Below are 22,230 nucleotides of genomic sequence, written 5' to 3' on the forward strand. Positions count from 1 at the left end.
CGTTTCGCTGCGAGGTCACTCGAAGACGATGCTCGGCACTGCCGCTTCGGCCGCGCCTCGTTCCTCATTGACCCTGTCCCAGACCTTGGCGGCGATGTCGCGATAGGCTTTGGCCTCCGCGCTATCGGGCTTCGAGACAACCACCGGCTGCCCGGCATCCGAGCTTTCGCGGATGCCCATTTCCAGCGGCACTTCGCCGAGGAAGGTGACGCCGAGGCGTTCGGCCTCGCGGCGCGCGCCGCCATGGCCGAAAATGTCGTAGCGCTTGCCGGTATCGGGCGCGATGAAATAGCTCATATTCTCGACGATGCCGAGCAGCGGTACGTCGACCTTCTTGAACATGTTCAGTCCCTTGCGGGCATCGATCAGCGCCAGGTCCTGCGGCGTCGAGACGATGACGGCACCGGCCAGCGGCACCTGCTGCGCCATGGTCAGCTGCGCATCGCCGGTTCCGGGCGGCATATCAACGACAAGCACGTCGAGCCGGCCCCATTCGACCTCGCGCAGCATCTGCGTCAGCGCCGACATCACCATCGGGCCCCGCCAGATCATCGGCGTCTCCTCATCGACGAGGAAGCCCATCGACATCACCTTGAGGCCGTAATTCTCCATCGGCTTCAGGATCTTGCCGTCAACCGTCTGTGGCCGGCCATGGATGTTGAGCAGCTTCGGCATGGATGGGCCGTAAATGTCGGCGTCGAGCACGCCGACCCGCAAGCCGTTGGCGGCAAGGCCAAGCGCCAGATTGACGGCGGTGGTCGACTTGCCGACGCCGCCCTTGCCGGAAGCAACGGCGATGATCGCCTCGATGCCGGGCACGCCGCGCTTGCCCGAGCTGTGTGAGGCCGACGCCTGCGGCGCGGGACGCTGGGGGGTCGCCGGCGGTGCCGGCCTGGGTGCGGGGCGCGCGGACACCGGCGCCTCCATGCCGCCGCCCTTTTTTTCCGCCGTCAGCGCCACCACGGCACCGGCGACGCCGGGAATTGCTTTCACCACGCGCTCCGCGGCGGCGCGCAGCGGTTCCATTTCCTGCGCCCTGGCGGCGGGAACGGTGATCGAGAAGAAGACTTTCGAATCGGCGATGAAAATCTCGGAAACCATACCGAGATCGACGATGTTGCCGGTGAAGTCCGGTCCGTTGACCGTCTTCAGGCGCTCGGTGACGGTTTCCTTGGTGACGGACATGATCTTTCCTCGGCGTTTGGCAATGCAGATAGTGCAGTTTCCGGCGAGAACCAAGCCGTGACGCAAAGGCTTGCCCGGCGTGCCACGGAAAACGACCGATGCTGTCGGATTCTTGCCGGATGACGCTTCCGGCCGATGGCCAAACGGGCCGCGTGCCCTATTTCGTTTGCCTGAACGAGGACACGACAATGCGGGAAGGAGACGGTCATGCTCGAGAAAAGCAACGCAACGGCCAATCTCGCCGTCAAGGACCTGGCAAAGGCAAAGGCCTTCTATGAAGGCACGCTAGGCCTCAAGCAGATCGACGACATGGGCGGCGAGCTTGTCGTCTACAAAAGCGGCGACACGCTCATCAATGTCTATCATTCCCAATTCGCAGGTACCAACAAGGCGACGGCGGTGACGTGGACGGTAGGCGATCAGATCGAGACTGTCGTCAAATCATTGAAATCGAAAGGCGTTGTCTTCGAGCATTACGAAATGCCCGGCCTGACGATCAAGGGCGAGATCCATGTCGGCCAAGGCATGAAAGTCGCCTGGTTCAAGGACCCGGACGGCAACATCCTGAACCTCGTCGACAAATAGGCTTCGGCGCTCCGCGTCAGCCTGCCAGGCTTGTGACGAAATAAGTGAGAGCCGAAATCGCCGCCGTCGCCGGCAAGGTGACGATCCAGGCGATGACGATGTTGCCGGCGATGCCCCAGCGCACCGCCGAGACGCGGCGGGCGGCGCCGACGCCGATGATGGCGCCGGTAATCGTATGCGTGGTCGATACGGGAACGCCGAGCCAGGTGGCGGCGAACAGCGTGATGGCGCCGCCGGTTTCGGCGCAGAAGCCCTGCATCGGATTGAGCCGGGTGATCTTCGAACCCATTGTGTGGACGATCCGCCAGCCGCCGAGCAGCGTGCCAAGCGCCAGCGCCGACTGGCAGGTCAGGACGACCCAGAGCGGCACGTAGAATTTCTCGCCGAGCATGCCTTGCGAATAGAGCAGCACGGCGATGATGCCCATGGTCTTCTGCGCATCGTTGCCGCCATGGCCGAGCGAATAGAGCGAGGCGGAAAAGAACTGCAGGACGCGAAAGGTGTTGTCGACGGCGAACGGCGTCTGGCGCACGAACAGCCAGGAAACCACCAGGATCAGGACGAGCGCCAGCGCAAAACCGGTCGCCGGCGAGAGCACGATCGCGGCGACCGTCTTGCCAAGTCCCGACCAGACGATGGCACCGATGCCGCCCTTCGCAACACCGGCACCGACCAGCCCGCCGATCAGGGCGTGCGAACTGCTCGAGGGGATGCCGGCGATCCAGGTTACGATGTTCCAGACGATGGCGCCGACGAGGGCCGAGAAGATTACCGCCGGCGTGACGATGCTGACGTCGACGATGCCCTTTCCCACGGTCTCGGCGACATGAAGGCCGAAGAACATGAAGGCGATGAAGTTGAAGAAGGCCGCCCAGATTACTGCATATTGCGGCCTGAGCACGCGTGTCGAGACGATGGTGGCGATGGAATTGGCGGCGTCGTGCAAACCATTGAGAAAATCGAAGAACAGCGCGACGGCGACGAGGCCGGCCAGCAGGGGAAAGGCGATCGCGGCATCCATCGTCTAGACGTTCTCGATGACGATGCCGCTGATCTCGTTGGCAACGTCCTCGAAACGGTCGACCACCTTTTCCAGCTGGCCATAGATCTCGCTGCCGATCAGATAGGCCATCGCATCACCGCGGCCATGGCGCCTGAAAAGATCCTTCAGGCCCTGCTCATGCAAATCGTCGGCCCGGCCTTCGGCGCGCATCACCTCCTCGGCAAGGGCGTTGAGGCGTGCGCTGTTGGCACCGACCTTGGCGAGCAGCGGGATTGCTTCCGCGACCAGCCGGGCGGCGTCGACGATGACGGCGCCCATTTCCTGCATCAGCGGATCGAACTCCCTCTTCTCGAACAGCCTCACCGTCTTGACGGTCTTGTGCATCATGTCGATCGCATCATCCATCGACTGGATCAGATCCTTGATGTCGCCGCGATCGAAAGGCGTGATGAAAGAGCGCCGCACGGCAAGCAGGACCTCCGCCGTGATATGATCGGCCTCGTCCTCGAGATCGACGATCGTCTGGCACCAGCGATCGATGTCCTTGCCCTGAAGCAGTTGCTGCAGCGCTTCCGCGCCGCCGACCACCGTGCGGGAATGCCGCTCGAACAGCTCGAAGAAACGATCTTCGCGCGGCAGCAGCTTGCGGAACCAGCCCAGCATGTCAGTCTCCCATCGCGCCCGGTTCACGACCGTTTCATTGACATAGCGCCGCATGACGCCGCGGGAAACAGTAAGCCGGCTGAAAGATGTGGATGCGGAACGATTACGCATGGCGCTTGCGGCAAAGGCGAATTTCCCCGAGCCTGCGCATGACGACCGGAAGGATGGCATGATCGACAAACTCGAATTCTTTATCTCATTGGCCAAGGAAGAGCATTTCGGCCGGGCGGCGGAAGCCTGTGGGGTCACCCAACCGACCTTGTCGGCTGGGATCAAGCAACTGGAGGGACAACTCGGCGTCATGCTGGTCAATCGCGGGTCGCGGTTCCAGGGCCTGACGCCGGAAGGCAAGCAGGTGCTGGTCTGGGCGCGCCGCATCGTCGGCGATTCAAGGGCCATGCGAGAGGAGATGCGCGCGGCGCGCCACGGCCTTTCCGGACGCATCCGCATTGCCGCCATCCCGACCGCGCTCGCCATGGTGGCGCGGCTGACGACGCCGTTTCGCGAAAAGCACCCCGGCGTCACCTTCTCGGTTCTGTCGCGCACCTCGATCGAAGTCTTGTCGCTGCTCGGCAATTTCGACATCGATGCCGGTATCACCTATCTCGACAACGAGCCGCTCGGGCGGGTGACCAGCGTGCCGCTCTATAACGAGCGCTATCAGCTGATCACGGCGGTCGGAAACCCCTATTCCGACCGCGACAAAGTGACATGGGCCGAGATCAGCCGGCTGCCGCTGTGCCTGCTGACGCCGGACATGCAGAACCGCCGCATCATCGACCAGCATCTGGCCGAGGCCGGAGTGCAAGTGCGGCCGACGCTCGAATCCAATTCGATGATCGTGCTGTTCTCGCACATCCACACCGGCAAATGGTCGTCGATCATGCCGCTCAACCTCGCGGAAACATTCGGCTTTTCAGAGCCGATCCGGGCCATTCCGATCGTCGAGCCCGACGCCAGCCACACGGTCGGCCTGGTGACCGCGCCGCGTGAGCCGCACACGCCGCTGGTGCAGGCGCTGCTGGACGAGGCAATGGCGCTGGCAGACGATTTCCGCGCCCATCGCTAGGGTAGAGAATGGCGGCTGAGCGGGCTTGATAGAAAATTTCTATCAAGCGACGGATCAGCTTTATTGATTTCGCTGGTTTCCTCTGTTTTTGTAACGACTTAGCGCTGGAGCGCTACCGACCAGGGAGGGCGCTGCGTGACGATGCAGCCTGCAAGTACCGAGATCGCATCGCGCACGGCGGCGATTATCCAAGAACTGAAAGGCCTCGAAGGCCCGCTGCTGCCGATCCTGCACGAGATCCAGGAAGAATTCGGCCATGTGCCGCAGGCGGCACTGCCGGTCATCGCCGATGGGCTGAACCTCTCCAGGGCCGAGGTGCACGGCGTCGTCACCTTCTACCATGATTTCCGTGCCCGGCCGGCCGGGCGGCATGTTCTCAAGCTGTGCCAGGCGGAAGCCTGCCAGTCGATGGGCTCGGATGCCGTCGCCGCCAAGATCAAACAGTTGCTGGGCATCGGTTTCCACGAGACCACCCGCGACGGATCGGTTACACTCGAGCCGGTCTATTGCCTCGGGCTTTGCGCCTGTTCGCCGTCGGCGATGCTCGACGGCGAGGTGATCGGGCGGCTCGATGACGAGAAGATCGACGAGATCCTTGCCGAGGTGCGCTCATGATCCCCCGCATCTACATTCCCGGCGATTCCGGCGCGTTGGCGCTCGGCGCTGAAAAGGTCGCCAAGGCGATCGCCAAGGAACTCGCAGAGCGCGGCATCGAGGCCAAGATCGTGCGCAACGGATCGCGCGGCGCTTATTTCCTCGAACCGATGGTCGAAGTGGCGACCGCCAACGGCCGCGTCGCCTACGGGCCGGTCAAGCCTTCCGACGTCAAGAGCCTGTTCGACAGCGGCTTCCTCACCGGTGGCCACCACAAGCGCTGGCTCGGCGCGCCCGACAAGATCCCGTTCCTGGCCAAGCAGACCCGGCTGACCTTCGCCCGCTGCGGCATCAACGATCCGCTGTCGCTCGACGCCTACAAGTCGCTTGGCGGGCTTAAGGGGCTGCAGAACGCCGTCGCCATGACGGCGGCCGACATCGTCAAGCAGGTTACGGACTCGGGCCTGCGCGGCCGCGGCGGCGCCGGCTTCCCGACCGGCATCAAGTGGAAGACGGTGCTGGATACGACATCGGAGCGCAAATACATCGTCTGCAACGCCGATGAGGGCGACAGCGCGACTTTCGCCGACCGCATGATCATGGAGGGCGACCCCTTCGTGCTGATCGAGGGCATGACGATCGCCGGCATCGCCACAGGAGCGACCAAGGGCTTCGTCTATATCCGCTCGGAATATCCGCATGCGGTGGCGACAATGAACAAAGCCGTCGAAATTGCCCGCAAGGCCGGTGTCCTCGGCGTCAATGTGCTGGGTTCGCCCAACGCCTTCGACATGGAAATCCGCGTCGGCGCCGGCGCCTATGTCTGCGGCGAGGAAACCTCGCTGTTGAACAGCCTCGAAGGCAAGCGCGGCGTGGTGCGCGCCAAGCCGCCGCTGCCGGCCATCCAGGGCCTGTTCGGCAAGCCGACGGTGATTAACAACGTCATTAGCCTCGCCTCGGTGCCGATCATCATGGACAAGGGCGCCGCCTTCTACAAGGATTTCGGCATGGGCCGCTCGCGCGGCACCATCCCGATCCAGATCGCCGGCAATGTCAGGAATGGCGGCCTGTTCGAAACCGCCTTCGGCCTGACGCTCGGCGAGATCGTCGATGACATCGGTGGCGGCACGGCCACCGGCCGTCCGGTGAAGGCAGTACAGGTCGGCGGCCCGCTTGGCGCTTATTTCCCGCGCGCCCTGTTCGACACGCCGTTCGACTACGAGGAATTCGCCAAGCGCGACGGGCTGATCGGCCATGCCGGTATCACCGTGTTCGACGACACGGCCGATATGCTGAAGCAGGCGCGCTTCGCCATGGAGTTCTGCGCCATCGAAAGCTGCGGCAAGTGCACGCCCTGCCGCATCGGCTCGACGCGCGGCATCGAGACCATCGACAGGCTTGCCGCCGGGATCGAGCCGGAAAAGAACCTCGCGCTGGTCACCGACCTCTGCAACACGATGAAGTTCGGTTCGCTGTGCGCGCTGGGCGGCTTCACGCCCTACCCGGTGATGAGCTCGATCACGCATTTCCCCGAAGATTTCAAGCCCGCGCCGGCGCGCGTGGCTGCTGAGTAGGAGCTGGCACATGAACATCAAGGCCGACTTCCCATCGCTCGTCGAAGAGATCGACTACGGAACCCCGGAATCGCGGGCGCAAAAGCAGGTCACCCTGAGTGTCGACGGCCGCAGCATCACGGTGCCGGAAGGCACCTCGATCATGCGCGCGGCGATGGAAGGCGGGGTCGAGATCCCAAAACTCTGCGCCACCGACATGCTGGACTCGTTCGGCTCGTGCCGCGTCTGCCTGGTCGAGATCGAAGGGCGCGGCGGCACGCCGGCCTCCTGCACGACGCCGGTCGGTGAAGGCATGGTGGTGCGGACGCAGTCCGACCGGCTCGACGCGATCCGCCGCGGCGTCATGGAGCTTTACGTCTCCGACCATCCGACCGGCTGGAACGAGAAGGCCGGCACCGGCGCCAGCGAATTCGACACGGTGGCGAAGTCGGTCGGCCTGACCGAAAACCGCTACGGCGTCGAGGGCCGCAACCACGTCAAGCAGGAAGAAGACGGCGTGGCGCCCGGCCATGGCTCGCTGGCGGTCGACTACATCGCCCGCGACGAATCCAATCCTTATTTCACCTATGATCCGGCGCAGTGCATCGTCTGCTCGCGCTGCGTGCGGGCGTGCGAGGAGGTGCAGGGCACCTTCGCGCTGACCATCGAGGGCCGCGGTTTCGAATCGCGCATGGTCGCCGGCATGCATGAGGATTTCATCGCTTCCGAATGCGTGTCCTGCGGCGCCTGCGTGCAGGCCTGCCCAACCGACGCGCTGCGCGAGAAGACGGTGCTCGAGAAGGGCATGCCGGAACGCTCGGCCGTCACCACCTGCGCCTATTGCGGCGTCGGCTGCTCGTTCAAGGCCGAGGTGAAGGACGACGAAGTCATCCGCATGATGCCTTACAAGGACGGCAAGGCGAACCACGGCCATTCCTGCGTCAAAGGCCGTTTCGCCTATGGCTACGCCACGCACAAGGACCGCATCCTGTCGCCGATGATCCGCGAGAAGATCTCCGATCCGTGGCGCGAAGTGAGCTGGGAAGAGGCGATCGCCCACACGGCGAAGGAATTCCGCCGGATCCAGTATCAGTACGGCCGCACCTCGATCGGCGGCATCACCTCCTCGCGCTGCACGAATGAGGAGACCTATCTCGTCCAGAAGCTGGTGCGGCAGGGTTTCCGCAACAATAATGTCGACACCTGCGCCCGCGTCTGCCATTCGCCGACCGGCTACGGGCTCGGCCAGACCTACGGCACCTCGGCCGGCACGCAGGATTTCGATTCCGTCGAATTCACCGACGTCGCCGTCGTCATCGGCGCCAATCCGGTTTCCGCCCATCCGGTGTTCGCCTCGCGTCTGAAGAAGCGGCTGCGTCAGGGCGCGAAGCTGATCGTGCTCGATCCGCGCCGCACCGAGATGGTCAAGTCGGCGCATGTCGAGGCCGACTATCACCTGCCGCTGAAGCCCGGCACCAACGTGGCGGTGCTGACGTCACTGGCGCATGTCATCGTCACCGAAGGGCTTTTCGACGAAGCCTTCATCCGCGAACGCTGCGACTGGACGGAGTTCCAGGACTGGGCCTCCTTCGTCGCCTTGCCGGAGAACAGCCCCGAGATCGTCGGCAAGCTTTCCGGCGTCGACCCGGAACTGATCCGGGGGGCCGCGCGGCTCTACGCCAAGGGCGGCAATGGCGCGATCTATTACGGCCTCGGCGTCACCGAGCACAGCCAGGGCTCGACCACGGTGATGGCCATCGCCAACCTCGCAATGGCTACCGGCAATATCGGCCGGCCGGGCGTCGGCGTGAACCCGCTGCGCGGCCAGAACAATGTGCAGGGCTCGTGCGACATGGGCTCCTTCCCGCACGAACTGCCCGGCTATCGCCACATCTCCGGCGAAGCCGTGCGCGACATCTATGAGAGCCTGTGGGGCGTAAAGCTGGACGACGAACCCGGCCTGCGCATTCCCAACATGCTGGACGCCGCCGTCGACGGCTCCTTCAAGGGCATCTACATCCAGGGCGAGGACATCCTGCAGTCCGATCCCGACACCAAGCATGTCGCGGGCGGTCTCGCGGCCATGGAATGCGTCGTCGTGCACGATCTCTTCCTCAACGAGACCGCGAACTACGCGCATGTCTTCCTGCCGGGTTCGACCTTCCTGGAAAAGGACGGCACCTTCACCAATGCCGAGCGCCGCATCAACATGGTGCGCAAGGTGCTGGAACCGAAGGCGCGCTATGCCGATTGGCAAGCGACGCAGGAGCTAGCCCGCGCGATCGGGCTCGACTGGAACTACACGCATCCGTCGCAGATCATGGACGAGATCGCCCAGACGACGCCGAGCTTCGCCAATGTCTCCTTCGAGTTGCTCGACCGCGTCGGATCGGTGCAATGGCCCTGCAACGAGAAGGCCCCGCTCGGAACGCCGATCATGCACATTGACGGTTTCGTGCGCGGCAAGGGCAAGTTCATCCGCACCGAATATGTCGCGACGGACGAGAGGACCGGGCCGCGCTTCCCGCTGCTTTTGACCACCGGCCGCATCCTCAGCCAGTACAATGTCGGCGCGCAGACGCGGCGCACCGACAACGTCATGTGGCACGCGGAAGACCGGCTGGAGATACATCCGCACGATGCCGAAAACCGCGGCCTGCGCGATGGCGACTGGGTGCGGCTGACCAGCCGCTCGGGCGAGACGACGCTGCGGGCGCTGATCACCGACCGGGTGTCTCCCGGCGTGGTCTACACCACCTTCCACCATCCCGACACGCAAGCCAACGTCATCACCACCGACTTCTCGGACTGGGCGACCAACTGTCCGGAGTACAAGGTGACGGCAGTGCAGGTCGGCGCCTCCAATGGCCCGTCGGACTGGCAGCGCGAGTACGATGAACAGGCCAGGAACAGCCGCCGCATCGCCTCGCTGCAGGCGGCCGAGTAGTCTGGCGGCCTCGCGGTCGGAGGAAACAGGGGTGACCCAAAAGGAAGCCTACGAAAAGCTTATGCGCCTGTGTGAAAAGCAAGGCGCCGACCTGAATCAGTTTTTGTTCGATATTCAGGAGCATGCGGCCAAGGAAGACTTCGACAAGCTTCGCCGCATTGTCGGAAATATAATGGGCCTTGGACACTACAAGGCGTTCGAGATGATCGCGCACGACGTTCCAGAGTTGACGCCAAAGTGGATGAAGCAGGACTAATGCGCTCCCGCCAGCCGATCAGCCAGACTTCCCGCCTCGCGCACCGCGCCAGCGGCACGGCTGTTGCCAACCGCATGGTGCCGGAGGAGACGCCGGTGGCGTTTTCCTTTGCCGGAACCACGCATGCGGTGATGATGGCGAGCCCCGCCGACTTCGAGGATTTCGCGCTCGGCTTCTCGCTGACGGAAGGCATCATTGCCGACCCACAAGAAATCGAGGCGATCGAGGTCGAGGATCATGGCGCCGGCATCGATATCCAGATCCGGCTCAAGGATAAGGCCAATACACGCTTCGAGGCGCGGCGGCGCAGGCTTGCCGGGCCGGTTGGCTGCGGGCTGTGCGGCATTGAATCCATCGAGGAAGCCATGCGCTCCGTCGACGCTGTTGGTGCGTCAAAACTTACGCTTGATGCCGACGACATCGTCCGCTCCGTCAAGCTGTTGTCGAAGGTGCAGCCGCTGCATCAGGAAACCGGAGCCGTGCATGCCGCCGGCTTCTATATTCCCGGCAAGGGCGTCGTCATGGCGCGCGAGGATGTCGGCCGCCACAATGCGCTGGACAAGCTGGCCGGGGCGTTGGCCAAAGCCGGCATCGACGGTGCGTCGGGCGCTGTCGTGGTGACGTCGCGCGTGTCGGTCGAGATGGTGCAGAAGACGGCGGCGATCGGCTCCGCCTTCATCATCGCTGTCTCGGCGCCGACCGCGCTTGCCATCCGCACGGCCGATGAGGCCGGCATGACGCTGGTCGCCCTGGTGCGCGGCGAGGATTTCGATGTTTTCACCCACCCCGACCGGGTGGTTTTGGGAGTTGCCCAGCATGTCGCATGACGAAGACCACATCACGAGCACCAGCGAAAAGCTGGTGCGCATGGCCAACCAGATCGCGGCCTTCTTCCATTCCAAGTCACGCGAGGAAGGGGTTGCCGGCGTCGCCGAGCACATCAACAAATTCTGGGAACCGAGGATGCGGCGACAGTTCTTCGAACTGCTGGATAGCGGCGAAGGGTTCGATGAACTCGTCGTGGCTGCATCGGCCAGGATCAAGCGGCCGATCACGCCAGCCGAGGCCGATCTGAAGCTCGGACTCACCCCCTCCCCGGCAGACGTCGCCGCGTCACAAAAGTAGCCGCAGCGGGCGGTCCCGGTATACATTCACTTTCGCTAAAGTTTGAGCTGCCGCTATCGAAGCGGCTCTGCTATGGTTGACGATCAGAAATCGTCAGGCCGGGCGGAAGAAACTCGTGAGGCCGATCGAGACCCGATATGCCCTCAGCGGCGAGGCGCGGATCGCCTATCAGGTGGTCGGCCAGGGTTCGCTTGATCTCGTCTTCGTCCCGGGCTTCATTTCCAATCTCGACCTGCATTGGGAAGACGAGGGCTATACAAGGCTCTTGAGGCGGCTTTCGGCGTTCTCGCGGCTGATCCTGTTCGACAAGCGCGGCACCGGCCTTTCCGACCGTGTCGATGCGCACAACCTGCCCAGTCTTGAAACGCGCATGGACGATGTGCGCGCGGTGATGGACGCCGCCGGCAGCGGTCGTGCTGCCCTGCTTGGCGCTTCAGAAGGCGCGCCGATGGCAATGCTGTTCGCCGCCACCTATCCCGAGCGGACGCGCGCGCTGGCGCTCTATGGCGGCTATGCGCATTTCCACAAATGGGTGATGCCGCCCGAACGCCTCAACGCCTTCATCGCCACCGCCGAGACGGCCTGGGGCACCGGTGCCACCTTGCCGAATTTCGCGCCGGGCCGGGTCGACGACGCGCATTTTACCCAGTGGTGGGCGCGTTTCGAGCGGCTGTCGGCGAGCCCGACGGCAGCGGCGGCACTGGCGCGAATGAATGCGGAAATCGATGTACGTGGTGTGCTGGCGGCGATCAGCGCGCCGACGCTGCTGATCCATCGCCGCAACGATGCGCGGGTCGATCCCGACGCCAGCCGTTTCCTGGCCAAGAAAATCCCGAATGCGCGGCTGGTCGAGATTCCCGGGCGCGACCATCCGATCTGGACCGGCGATGTCGACCGGGTCGCCGACCTGATCGAGGAATTCCTGACCGGCGAGCGCGCCGTCGCCGAAGCCGACCGCGTGCTGGCGGCACTTCTGGTGACGCGCATCTACGATACGACGCGGATGGGCGACCGCGTGTGGAGCGAACGCAGCGAGCGCTTCCAGGAAACCTGGCGGTTGCTGGTCGGGCGCCATGGCGGCCGAGCGCTGGGTACGCAAGGCGAGATGATGATTTCGCGCTTCGATGGACCGGCGCGCGCCATACGCTGTGCAGCGGCGCTGCGCGAGGCAGCGCAAGGGATCGGCGTGGCCAGCGCGCAGGGCGCGCATGTCGGGGAGATCGAACTGCGCGGGCCGCCGGTGGGGCTGACGGCCCGCGTGACGATGCAGATCGCCGCGCGCGCCAGCCGGGGCGATATCCTGGCGTCGCGGCTGGTCGCTGATCTGGCAACCGGCTCAGGCCTGCATTTCGAAGACGCCAGCCGGGTCACGCTGGACGATCTGGACGAGCCCATGGCGCTGGTGCGGGCAATGTCGGAACAGCATCTGGAGCCTGACTGCCGCGCCAGGACCAAAACGACCGAACCGTCCGTGCTGACGGCGAGGGAAAGCGAGGTGGTGAGCCTGATTGCCGACGGCAAGAGCAATGCCGCGATCGCAGCCGAGCTCAGGCTGAGCGAACACACGGTCAAGCGCCACGTCGCCAACATATTGCTCAAGCTCGACCTGCCGTCGCGAGCGGCGGCGGCGGTATTCTCGGTCCGGCACACTGGCCCGGACGGGCCATGAGAGCCATGGCGCTTTCGGGCGAAGCGGCCAGGCGGATGTAAGCGCTATCAATTCCCCCATGCAGGCCAGGCGGATATCGCCGGAAGGGCACTGCGAACGGAGGATGAAATGCTCAAGTCAAAACTGAATGTCAGATCACTTGTGATCGCGGCAGGGATTGGCGCGCTGCTCACGATCTCTCCCGCGAAGGCCGAGGATGCGTCGGCGACAGCCGCCTACAAGGACATCCAGGCGACGCTCGGCTCCGTGCCGGACATGTTCAAGACACTGCCTGACGTCGCCATCGCCGGCGCCTGGGCCGAGATCAAGGGCGTCCAGCTCAACCCGAAAACCGCTCTGGACGGCAAGACCAAGGAACTGATGGGCCTCGCGGTGGCCTCGCAGATACCTTGCCAGTACTGCATCTATTTCCATACCGAGGCCGCCAAGCTCAACGGCGCGAGCGACGAGGAGATCAAGGAGACGATCGCGATGGCGGCGATCGTGCGCCACTGGTCGACAATGCTCAATGGCAGCCAGGTCGATCTCGCCACGTTCAAGAAGCAGACCGACGATGTCTTCGCCGCCGTCAAGGCGAAGTCGCAGTGAAAATCCCTGCCTGGCGGCGAGCGTCGGGCAGTCCCTACTGAATATCAACCGCCCGATCGTGAAGACGGGCACATGGAGGATAAGATGCTGACCAAGACTCAAGTCGTGGATGGCGCGGCGATCAAGAAGGCGATCGAGAGCCGCGATGGTAAGATGCTGTCGAGCTTCTATGCCGACGACGCGTTGGTGCGGGTGATCGACCGCAACAACCCGCCGAGCAAGCCGCGCGAAGTCCGCGGGCGCGCGGCGATCGCCACCTTCTGGGACGACATCTGCAGCCGGGCGATGACCCACAAGGTCGACACCACGATCGCCGACGGCGACAGCCTCGCCTTCACCCAGGCCTGCGCCTATCCGGACGGCACGAAAGTGTTCGCCGCCGCGATGCTGGAGCTGAAGAACGGGCGGATCGCGCGGCAGACCGTCGTGCAAGCCTGGGACGAATAGGCAAACAGCCGCCAACTCAACCTTGGGAGGAACCAACATGTTCAGCGCCAGATGGCAGATCGACGCGAAGTTCGGGCATAAACAGACCGTGCTCGACCTGTTGAAGAAATGGGAACGCGAGATCGGCTCGCAGGTCGGCCTCGCCGAGCTGAAGTTCCAGATCATGACCGGATCGATCGGCGCACGCGAAGCGACGGTCGAGTCGCATCATCAGGTGGAAAGCCTGGCCCAGCTGGAGGCGATGTTCGCCAAGATCAGCAAGATCGACGCACACGCCAAATGGGGCAAGGAGATGGAGCCCTACGTCGTGTCAGGCACCAGCCTGTGGAACATCTATCGTATCGTCGAGTAGCGTTCTTCTCCCCGTTCACGGCAGGGGGATTCCCCTGCCGTGAACGGGGAGAAGGAATGCGTTATGCGTGCGCAACCATGACATGCCGCACGGCGGTATAGTCTTCCAGCGCGTAGAGCGACATATCCTTGCCGTAGCCGGACTGCTTCAGACCGCCATGTGGCATCTCGTTGGTCAGCATGAAATGGGTGTTGATCCACGTGCAGCCATATTGCAGACGTGCCGCCGTCGCCATGGCGCGCGAGACGTCCTTGGTCCACACCGATGACGCCAGGCCGTAGTCGCTGTCATTGGCCCAGTTAACCGCTTCGTCGACTTCCGTGAAACGGGTGATCGAGACGACCGGGCCGAACACCTCGCGGCGTACGATTTCGTCCTCCTGCAGCGCGCCGGCGACGACGGTCGGCTGATAGTAGAAGCCGGTGCCCTCGCCCGGCTTGCCGCCGGTGGTGATCTCGATGTGCTTCAATTCCGAGGCGCGTTCGACGAAGCTCGACACGCGGTCGCGCTGGCGGCGCGAGATCAGCGGGCCAATCTCGTTTTCGGTGTCGTCCGGCTGGTTGTACTTGATGGTCGAGACCGCCGAGGACAGATCGGCGACGAGCTTGTCGTAGATCTTCTTGCCGGCATAGATGCGGCAGGCCGCGGTGCAGTCTTGGCCGGCATTGTAGTAACCGAAGGCGCGCAGGCCGTTGACGACGGAACCTAGATCGGCGTCGTCGAAGACGACGACGGGCGCCTTGCCGCCGAGTTCGAGATGCGTGCGCTTGACCGATTTGGCCGCCGCCTGCAGCACCTTCTTGCCGGTGGCGACATCGCCGGTGATCGAGATCATGTTGACCTTGGGATGGTTGATCAGCGCGTTGCCGACGCTATCGCCGCGGCCGAGCACGACATTGACCACGCCTGCGGGGAGGATTTCGGCCAGGATCCTGGCCAGCTTCAGCGCCGTCAGCGGCGTCTGCTCCGACGGCTTGAAGACGACGGTGTTGCCGCCGCCGATCGCCGGCGCCAGCTTCCAGGCCATCATCATCAGCGGGTAGTTCCAGGGCGCGATCGAGGCGACGATGCCGATCGGATCGCGCCGCACCATCGAGGTGTGGCCGGGAAGATATTCGCCGGCGACGACGCCCGGCATCGAACGGACCGCGCCGGCGAAGAAGCGGTAGCAGTCGACGATGGCCGGAATCTCGTCATTGAGCACGGAATTGATCGGCTTGCCGCAGTTCAGCGCCTCGAGAGCGGCGAAGTCCTTGGCCTCGGCCTCGATGCGGTCGGCGATCTTGAGGAGATAACCAGAGCGCTGCGCCGGCGTCGTGCGCGACCACAAGACGAACGCCTGTTCGGCGGCCGCCACCGCCGCCTCGATCTGCGCCTGGCTGGCCTCGGGCAGGTTGAGAATGGTCGCCCCGGTCTTCGGATTGAGGATCGGCTCCTCAGTCTCGGCGCCGTTCTCGAATTTCGAGCCGATCAGCATCTGGGTGTCCATGGACGTCTCTCCCTTACGAACTGACGTTATTTGCCCGAACCGGCGATCTGGTCGCCGTCGCGGGTGAGGTAATAGGCAAACAGGATGGGCAGCAGCGTCACCAGCACGACGACCATGGCCACGACATTGGTGACCGGGCGCTGGCGCGGGCGGATCAGCTCCTCCAGCATCCAGATCGGCACGGTCTGCTGCTGGCCGGCGGTGAAGGTGGTGACGATGACCTCGTCGAAGGACAGCGCGAAGGCCAGCATGCCGCCGGCAAGCAGCGCGGTGGCGATGTTGGGCAGCACGACATGGCGGAAGGTCTGAAAGCCGTCGGCGCCGAGATCCATCGAGGCCTCGATCATCGAACCGGATGTGCGGCGGAAACGGGCGACCGCGTTGTTGTAGACGACGACCACGCAGAAAGTGGCGTGGCCGAGCACGATGGTCCAGAACGAGAAAGGAATGTCGGCGAGCGAAAAGGCCGAGCGGAGCGCGATACCGGTGATGATGCCGGGCAGCGCGATCGGCAGGATGACCAGCAGCGAGATGGTCTCGCGGCCGAAGAATTTCGTCCGTGACACAGCGGCGGCGCACAGCGTGCCGAGCACCAGTGCGATCGCCGTCGAGATGGTGGCGACGCGCACCGACAGCGACAGCGCTTCCCAGACGTCAGGCCGGTTCCATGTGACGGCGAACCACTGCGTGGTCAGCCCTGGCGGCGGCCAGACGAAGCTCTTCTCCTCGGTGGTGAAGGCGTAGACGAAGATCAGCAGGATCGGCAAATGCAGGAAGAGCAGGCCGCAAGCGGCGGCGATCTTCAAGCCGAGCGGAGCCGATTGACCACGGTCAGAGCGCATCGAAAGCCCCCATGCGCTTGGCGCCCCAGAGGTAGAAACCCATGATGACGATGGGCACCACGGTGAAGGCGGCGGCGAGCGGGATGTTGCCGGCGGTGCCTTGCTGCGAATAGACGGCCTGGCCGATGAACAGGCGCGACGTGCCGATGATCTGCGGGATGATGTAATCGCCCAATGTCAGCGAGAAGGTGAAGATCGAGCCGGCGACAATGCCGGGCAGCGCCAACGGGAACAGCACGTTGCGGAAGGTCTGGCCGGGCGAAGCGCCGAGATCGGAGGAGGCTTCGACCAGATTGCCGGGCACGCGCTCGAGGGCCGCCTGTACCGGGAGGATCATGAAGGGCAGCCAGACATAGACGAAGACGATGAAGGTGCCGGTGAACGACACCGACAGCGAGTTGCCGCCGACGACCGGCAACGCCAGCCAGGCCTCGAGCAGCCACAGCACATGCAACTTGGCGAAGAGCCAGGTGAGGATGCCTTCCTTGGCCAGGATCAGCTTCCAGGCATAGATCTTGACCAGATAGCTCGACCACAGCGGCAGCATGACGCCGAGATAGAACAGCGCCTTCCAGCGACCACGGGCATAGCGCGCGGCATAGTAGGCGATCGGAAAGGCGACGATGGCCGAGGCCACGGTGACGAGAGCCGCCATCGTCACCGTGCGCAGGATGATGTCGAGATTGGCGGCCTGCAACAGGTCGCCATAGGTCTTCAGCGTGAACTGGCGGTTGATGAGGCCGGAGAACTCGTCGATGGAGAAAAAGCTCTGTGCCAGCAGCGCGAAGAGCGAGCCGATATAGACGATGCCGAGCCACAGCACCGGCGGCAAAAGCATGAGCAGCAGAAGCAGTTGCGGCCGGCGCCAGAACAGGTCCGACAGCGCGCCGCGCATGCCGCCGCTGCCTGGCAGGATGGTAGGAGCCGTGGCGCGCGGCATGGTGACGTCGACGCTCATGCCGGCTCATCCATCAGATGCAGGTGCTCGCGGTTGAAGGTGAGCACCACCGCTTCGCCCTCGGCAGGCAGCACCGTGCCAGCCGGGACCACGGCATGAAGCTTCAATCCGTCGGCATCGAGCGCCAGCCTGGTGGTGGCGCCGAGATAATTGGTCGAGACGAGGCGCGCGGCGACGCCTTCGCCGCTTGCAGCTCGACTGACGCGAATGGATTCGGGGCGGAGGCTGCCCCAGCGATGCTGGCCGGAATAACGTTGAACGAAATCCGGCGGCAGCACGTTGGAAGAGCCGACGAAATCGGCGACGAAGCGGGTTCTCGGCCGCTGATAAATATCCTCCGGCGTGCCGATCTGCATGATCCTGCCGTCGTTGAAGACGGCGACGCGGTCGGCCATCGACAGCGCTTCGCCCTGGTCGTGGGTGACGAAGACGAAGGTGATGCCGAGCGCCTTCTGCAGCGATTTCAGCTCCTCCTGCATGTTCTCGCGCAGCTTGAGGTCAAGCGCGCCGAGCGGCTCGTCGAGCAACAGCACCTTGGGCTGGTTGACCAAAGCGCGGGCGAGCGCGACGCGCTGGCGCTGGCCGCCGGAAAGCTGGCCGGGGCGGCGGGCGCCGTAGTCTGGCAGCCGCACCAGCGACAGGGCTTCCTCGGCCGCCTTGTGCCGCTCGGCCTTGCCCACGCCCTTGACCATCAGCCCGTAGGCGACGTTGTCGAGCACATTGAGATGCGGGAACAGTGCATAGTCCTGGAAGACGGTGTTGACGTTGCGGCGATAGGGCGGCACGCCCTCGGCGCGCTCGCCGAAGATCGAGATCGAACCCGAAGTCGGCTGCTCGAAACCGGCGATCAGGCGCAGGCATGTCGTCTTGCCGGACCCGGAAGGCCCGAGCATGGCGAAGAACTCGCCCGGCGCGATGTCGAGATCGACCGCGTCGACGGCGCGAACGCTGCCGAAATGGCGCGAGACTTTCTGGAAGGAGACGGCTGATGTCATGGGCTGTCCTGATCTGTCAGGCTCATCAAATTCAGGCGGCGGTGCTGCCCCTCATCCGCCTACCGGCACCTTCTCCCCGTATAGTGACCGTGAGAAGGGACTTGGCGGAAACGCTGGCGCGACACCCCTCTCCCGTTCTTCACGGGGAGAGGGAAAGGGTGAGGGGCAGCGCTATGCTCTCAGCGACGCGGAATCACCGTCCGCCGATGACGCCGATATAGTCCGACACCCAGCGGTAGTAAGGCACGCACTTGTCGTTCTGGGTGACGCATTTCGAGACCGGCGTCTTCCAGAACTTGATCTTGTCGAAATTGTCGTAGCCGTTGGTCTTGCAGCCTTCGTCGGTCAGGAGCTCGTTGCCCTTGCAGGCGGCGGGAACGACAGGGAGCGATCCGAACCAGGCCGAGACATCGCCCTGCACCTTCGGCGACAGCGAATGTTCGAGCCACATATAGGCGCAGTTTGGATGCGCCGCGTCGGCTTCCATCATGGTGGTGTCGGCCCAGCCGGTGACGCCTTCTTCCGGCACGGTCGAGGCAACCGGCTTCTTGGCGGCGACCAGCGTGTTGACCTGATACGGCCATGACCCGGAGGCGACGACGCCTTCATTCTGGAAATCGTCGACCTGGATGGCGGCGTCATGCCAGTAGCGGCCGACCAGCGTGCGCTGGACGCGCAGCAGTTCGAGCGCTGCCTTGTACTGGTCCTCGTTGAGTTCGTAGGGATCCTTGATGCCGAGTTCCGGCTTATGGAACATCAGATAGTTGGCGGCATCGGCGATGTGGATCGGCCCGTCATAGGCCTGGACGCGGCCCTTGTTAGACTTGCCGTCCGGCAGCTTCATCTCCTCGAAGACGACGTTCCAGCTCTTCGGCGCTTCCTTGAACACCTCGGTGTTGTACATCAGGATGTTCGGCCCCCACTGGTAAGGAACGCCGTAATGCACCTTGTCGACGGTGAACCAGGGGGCGTCCTTCAGCCGGTCGTCAACCGTCTTCCAGCTCGGGATGAGATCGGTGTTGATCGGCTGTACGCGCTTGCCGGCGACGAGGCGCAACGAGGCATCGCCCGAAGCCGTGACGAGGTCGAAGCCACCCTCGTTCATCAGCGAGACCATCTCGTCGGAGGTGTTGGCGGTCTTGACGTTGACCTTGCAGCCGCTCTCCTTTTCGAAGGCGGTGACCCAGTCATAGCCCTTGTCGGTCTCGCCGCGCTCGATATAGCCCGGCCAGGCAACGATGTTGACCTGGCCCTCGCCCTTGCCGAGTTCCTTGACCTGGGCGATGGCCTGACCGGAGAAGGTCAGCGCGACCGTCAGCGCCGTGCACGACTTCAGGAATGAATTCATCATCGATCTCCCATTTTGGCGCATGGCCCCGAAACCGCTCCGGTTTTCGCCAGATCACGCGCGGACTGAAAAACATATCAGTTCGTCCTGTGGACTTGATGCCGCTCTGCTGGCGGCTTTGGTCCCTGAAACCGAACGTGCTTGGAAAATTCCGGTTTCGCAAATTCATTTATCAGAACGACGATATCGGTTTTTCCGATAGACAGCCACCGCCTCAAGCATGCGCGGTCACCAGCCAGCAAGCGGCGTTAAAGCGAGCCTCACCGTCCTTAACGAAAGGCGCGAACGCAGCCGGTAACACCGTGGTGATTTTTTCGGCCGTTGCCCGGTCAACCTCGCGCAGCGCGGCGCCGAGCGGCCCTAGCCGGGTGGCATACGCCATCAGATCGCGTTGGGCGATCCGACACGGGACGTCCGCCTGTTCGACTTCGATCGAAGCCCAGCCGCTCGCTTCCAGGATCCGCTTCACCTTGGCGCCGTCGGCAAAGGCAAACTGACCCGGCGCATCGGGGTCTGGCGCCGGTGCAGGCGGCAGGAAAGGCGCAGCCGCTCGCACGGCGGTCGTCATGAAATCATTCTCGAGCGGACTGCGCCAGGCAACAAAGGCGAGTTTGCCACGGCGCCTCACGGCCTTTCTTATGTTGGTGAACGCGGCCATGGGATCATCGAAGAACATGACACCGAAGCGGGAGATTACAGCGTCGAAATGCCCGGATTCGAACGCATATGTCTGGGCATCGCCCACTTCAAAACTTGCGTTTGCTACCCCTCCCAGCTTCGTGCGCTCCGTCGCCAGGGCGACAAGCGGCTGCGAGATGTCTAGCCCCACACAATTTCCGTCGTTGCCCACGCGGCGCGCCATCGCCAGAGTCGTGGCGCCGGCACCGCAGCCGATGTCCAGGACATTGCTCCCTTCCCTGGGATAGCCGGCATCGACCACCAGCCGCTCGAACGGCGCCAGTATCTCGTCGATGATCGGCTGCATCTCGACCCAGGCCTTTCCGCTGACATCGTTCCAGAGCGCGGCTTGGCGTGTGTTTGGCGGCGCGGATTGCGGCATAACGGACCTCGCTTTCATGTTGCTCTCACCGATCGTCGCGAGCACTCTACGAGTTCAAGCCGACTTGAGGTCAAGCATGAAAGACATGGACATTGCCGAGGTGTCGCGCCGCACCGGCGTGCCCGCCTCCACACTTCGCTACTACGAGGAGAAGGGCCTCGTCGCCTCGATCGGCCGTCGCGGCCAACGCCGCCTGTTCGACCCTGCCGTCCTGGACCGGCTCGCCTTGATCGCGCTCGGACGCGCCGGTGGATTCACACTGGACGAGATTTCCTCGATGCTGACGCCCGACGGCCTGCCGAAAATGGATCGAGGGCGCCTCGATGCCAAGGCGAACGAACTGGACCAAATCATCCAGCGCCTGAGGGCGATCCGAGAGGCTTTGCGTCACGCCGCTAAATGTCCGGCCGCCGGGCCGATGGAGTGCCCGACTTTCCGCCGCGCCGTCAGGCTTGCGGGCGCCGGCCGCTTCGAGGTTGCTCCGCTCGCGCCGTTCAGGGCGGAGGCGGTTTCCGTCACAAGGCGCAAGCGCGAGACTGGCGACGTTCGCCTGGAGTAGGCCATGCTAGCGGCGGACCGTGCGCTGCGACTGGGCAAGTCCGATGAAATCGCGCGCCGCCTGCGGCAGGCTGGAGCCCCGCCGCCAGACCATGCCGACCTGCACCACCGGCAAGGAGCCGGAAATATCGCGTGATTCGATGCGGTCGCCTTCGAGCGACCATGGCCGGTAGACAAGGTCGGGCAGCAGCGCCACGCCGGCACCGGTGGCGACCAGGCTGCGCACCGCTTCCACCGAACGGGTGCGGAAGGCGACATGCGGCTTGGCGCCGATCGCCGCCAGCAGCTTTCCCGTGTTTTCCTCGATCTCGTCGACGGTGAGCATGATCAGCGTCTCGCCGGCTATGTCGCCAATGCCGATGATGTCGGCGCCGGCGAGCGGGTGGCCGAGCGGCAGCCACAGCCGATAGGCCGAGACTTCGAGGATTTCCGACTGCAGCGCCGTGCGGTCGCGCAAGTTGGACGTCACCATCACGGCGATATCCAGCTTCCCGCCGATCAAGAGATGTTCGAGGTAGTCGCCATTGTCCTCGATGGCCGAGACCTCGACGCCCGGATAGGCGCGGCGGTAGCGGGCAAGCAGATCCGACAGCACATAGCCGGCGACCAGCGAGGTGACGCCAAGCTGCAGCCGCCCTCCCGCCACCGCCTGTTCGCCGGAAAAAGAGCGGCGGGCGTCGGACACGTCAGCAAGGATCTTGGTCGCGTGGCGCAGGAACTGGTGGCCCTTATGGGTGATGTTGAGGCCGCGCGGATGGCGCTCGAACAATTCGACGCCGAGATCGCTTTCGAGTTCCTTGATCGCTTCGGTGACCGACGATTGCGAGATGGAGAGGTTTTGTGCGGCGCCCGACACCGTGCCTTGTTCGGCGACGGCGATGAAGAACTGCAGCTGGCGGATGGTGAAGGCCATGGCCGGACTAAACACCGGCGGCCGGGCGAAG

23 protein-coding genes are annotated in these 22,230 nt (G+C 63.9%); 13 read left to right on the forward strand and 10 right to left on the reverse strand.

The window, feature by feature from the left end; all coding sequences use genetic code 11:
* Nucleotides 1-15 precede the first annotated feature (15 nt).
* A complete protein-coding gene (locus tag JG747_RS00645; RefSeq protein ID WP_019862968.1) occupies nt 16-1,185 on the reverse strand; it encodes an Mrp/NBP35 family ATP-binding protein in 1,170 nt (389 codons plus the stop codon).
* Nucleotides 1,186-1,392: 207 nt separating this feature from the next.
* On the opposite strand from JG747_RS00645, the gene JG747_RS00650 reads away from it, so the two are divergent.
* Complete coding sequence (locus JG747_RS00650) at nt 1,393-1,770, forward strand: VOC family protein (protein ID WP_019862966.1); 378 nt, start codon at nt 1,393-1,395, stop codon at nt 1,768-1,770.
* 16 nt (nt 1,771-1,786) lie between these two features.
* On the opposite strand, the gene JG747_RS00655 is transcribed toward JG747_RS00650, so the two are convergent.
* Together JG747_RS00655 and JG747_RS00660 are read right to left on the reverse strand one after the other, a co-directional pair.
* Nucleotides 1,787-2,791 (reverse strand): inorganic phosphate transporter, encoded by a 1,005-nt coding sequence (locus JG747_RS00655; protein WP_019862964.1) that lies wholly within the window; start codon nt 2,789-2,791, stop codon nt 1,787-1,789.
* Nucleotides 2,792-2,794: 3 nt separating this feature from the next.
* On the reverse strand, nt 2,795-3,436 hold the full coding sequence (locus JG747_RS00660) for a DUF47 domain-containing protein (protein WP_027047702.1): 642 nt from the start codon (nt 3,434-3,436) through the stop codon (nt 2,795-2,797).
* A gap of 169 nt (nt 3,437-3,605) precedes the next feature.
* Between JG747_RS00660 and JG747_RS00665 the strand changes: the two genes are divergently transcribed.
* The 11 genes from JG747_RS00665 to JG747_RS00715 all read left to right on the forward strand — a co-directional run bounded on the left by JG747_RS00665 (nt 3,606) and on the right by JG747_RS00715 (nt 14,036).
* Nucleotides 3,606-4,505, forward strand: coding sequence for a LysR family transcriptional regulator (locus JG747_RS00665; RefSeq protein ID WP_202360954.1), 900 nt, complete (start codon nt 3,606-3,608; stop codon nt 4,503-4,505).
* A 135-nt stretch (nt 4,506-4,640) separates the two neighbouring features.
* Nucleotides 4,641-5,120 (forward strand): formate dehydrogenase subunit gamma, encoded by a 480-nt coding sequence (locus tag JG747_RS00670; protein WP_019862961.1) that lies wholly within the window; start codon nt 4,641-4,643, stop codon nt 5,118-5,120.
* The gene (locus JG747_RS00675; protein ID WP_202360955.1) at nt 5,117-6,673 is read left to right on the forward strand and encodes a formate dehydrogenase beta subunit; all 1,557 of its coding nucleotides are present in this window, start codon (nt 5,117-5,119) and stop codon (nt 6,671-6,673) included. Before JG747_RS00670 ends, JG747_RS00675 begins: the two co-directional genes overlap by 4 nt.
* A 10-nt stretch (nt 6,674-6,683) precedes the next feature.
* Nucleotides 6,684-9,599 carry a formate dehydrogenase subunit alpha gene (fdhF, locus tag JG747_RS00680; RefSeq protein WP_019862959.1) on the forward strand — a complete coding sequence of 972 codons (2,916 nt, stop codon included), beginning with the start codon at nt 6,684-6,686 and terminating at the stop codon, nt 9,597-9,599.
* A gap of 31 nt (nt 9,600-9,630) precedes the next feature.
* Nucleotides 9,631-9,855 carry a hypothetical protein gene (locus JG747_RS00685; protein ID WP_019862958.1) on the forward strand — a complete coding sequence of 75 codons (225 nt, stop codon included), beginning with the start codon at nt 9,631-9,633 and terminating at the stop codon, nt 9,853-9,855.
* Entirely contained in the window at nt 9,855-10,682 is an 828-nt protein-coding gene (fdhD, locus tag JG747_RS00690) for a formate dehydrogenase accessory sulfurtransferase FdhD (RefSeq protein ID WP_202360956.1), read from the forward strand. The genes JG747_RS00685 and fdhD overlap by 1 nt, the downstream gene beginning before the upstream one ends.
* The gene (locus JG747_RS00695; protein ID WP_019862956.1) at nt 10,672-10,980 is read left to right on the forward strand and encodes a formate dehydrogenase subunit delta; all 309 of its coding nucleotides are present in this window, start codon (nt 10,672-10,674) and stop codon (nt 10,978-10,980) included. Before fdhD ends, JG747_RS00695 begins: the two co-directional genes overlap by 11 nt.
* A 115-nt stretch (nt 10,981-11,095) precedes the next feature.
* Nucleotides 11,096-12,649, forward strand: coding sequence for an alpha/beta fold hydrolase (locus JG747_RS00700; protein ID WP_202360957.1), 1,554 nt, complete (start codon nt 11,096-11,098; stop codon nt 12,647-12,649).
* Between the two features lie 108 nt (nt 12,650-12,757).
* On the forward strand, nt 12,758-13,237 hold the full coding sequence (locus tag JG747_RS00705) for a carboxymuconolactone decarboxylase family protein (protein ID WP_019862954.1): 480 nt from the start codon (nt 12,758-12,760) through the stop codon (nt 13,235-13,237).
* Nucleotides 13,238-13,321: 84 nt separating this feature from the next.
* Nucleotides 13,322-13,684 (forward strand): nuclear transport factor 2 family protein, encoded by a 363-nt coding sequence (locus tag JG747_RS00710; protein WP_027047699.1) that lies wholly within the window; start codon nt 13,322-13,324, stop codon nt 13,682-13,684.
* A 37-nt stretch (nt 13,685-13,721) separates the two neighbouring features.
* Complete coding sequence (locus tag JG747_RS00715; protein ID WP_010913185.1) at nt 13,722-14,036, forward strand: hypothetical protein; 315 nt, start codon at nt 13,722-13,724, stop codon at nt 14,034-14,036.
* A gap of 61 nt (nt 14,037-14,097) precedes the next feature.
* On the opposite strand, the gene JG747_RS00720 is transcribed toward JG747_RS00715, so the two are convergent.
* The 6 genes from JG747_RS00720 to JG747_RS00745 form a co-directional block, all read right to left on the reverse strand.
* Nucleotides 14,098-15,525 carry a gamma-aminobutyraldehyde dehydrogenase gene (locus tag JG747_RS00720; RefSeq protein WP_019862951.1) on the reverse strand — a complete coding sequence of 476 codons (1,428 nt, stop codon included), beginning with the start codon at nt 15,523-15,525 and terminating at the stop codon, nt 14,098-14,100.
* Nucleotides 15,526-15,551: 26 nt separating this feature from the next.
* Nucleotides 15,552-16,367 carry an ABC transporter permease gene (locus JG747_RS00725; RefSeq protein ID WP_019862950.1) on the reverse strand — a complete coding sequence of 272 codons (816 nt, stop codon included), beginning with the start codon at nt 16,365-16,367 and terminating at the stop codon, nt 15,552-15,554.
* Entirely contained in the window at nt 16,357-17,307 is a 951-nt protein-coding gene (locus JG747_RS00730; protein WP_202362211.1) for an ABC transporter permease, read from the reverse strand. Before JG747_RS00730 ends, JG747_RS00725 begins: the two co-directional genes overlap by 11 nt.
* Nucleotides 17,308-17,321: 14 nt before the next feature.
* Complete coding sequence (locus tag JG747_RS00735) at nt 17,322-18,320, reverse strand: ABC transporter ATP-binding protein (RefSeq protein ID WP_202360958.1); 999 nt, start codon at nt 18,318-18,320, stop codon at nt 17,322-17,324.
* 193 nt (nt 18,321-18,513) lie between these two features.
* Complete coding sequence (locus tag JG747_RS00740; RefSeq protein ID WP_027047698.1) at nt 18,514-19,668, reverse strand: ABC transporter substrate-binding protein; 1,155 nt, start codon at nt 19,666-19,668, stop codon at nt 18,514-18,516.
* Nucleotides 19,669-19,882: 214 nt separating this feature from the next.
* Nucleotides 19,883-20,773 carry a class I SAM-dependent methyltransferase gene (locus JG747_RS00745; RefSeq protein ID WP_244748311.1) on the reverse strand — a complete coding sequence of 297 codons (891 nt, stop codon included), beginning with the start codon at nt 20,771-20,773 and terminating at the stop codon, nt 19,883-19,885.
* A 31-nt stretch (nt 20,774-20,804) separates the two neighbouring features.
* Here JG747_RS00745 and JG747_RS00750 point away from each other — a divergent pair, with 31 nt between their 5' ends.
* The gene (locus JG747_RS00750; protein WP_202360959.1) at nt 20,805-21,287 is read left to right on the forward strand and encodes a helix-turn-helix domain-containing protein; all 483 of its coding nucleotides are present in this window, start codon (nt 20,805-20,807) and stop codon (nt 21,285-21,287) included.
* A gap of 6 nt (nt 21,288-21,293) precedes the next feature.
* On the opposite strand, the gene JG747_RS00755 is transcribed toward JG747_RS00750, so the two are convergent.
* Complete coding sequence (locus tag JG747_RS00755) at nt 21,294-22,199, reverse strand: LysR substrate-binding domain-containing protein (protein ID WP_019862944.1); 906 nt, start codon at nt 22,197-22,199, stop codon at nt 21,294-21,296.
* Nucleotides 22,200-22,230 lie beyond the last annotated feature (31 nt).

The sequence above is a fragment of the Mesorhizobium sp. 131-3-5 genome, assembly GCF_016756575.1.
In the GTDB taxonomy this organism is placed as follows: Bacteria; Pseudomonadota; Alphaproteobacteria; order Rhizobiales; family Rhizobiaceae; genus Mesorhizobium; species Mesorhizobium jarvisii.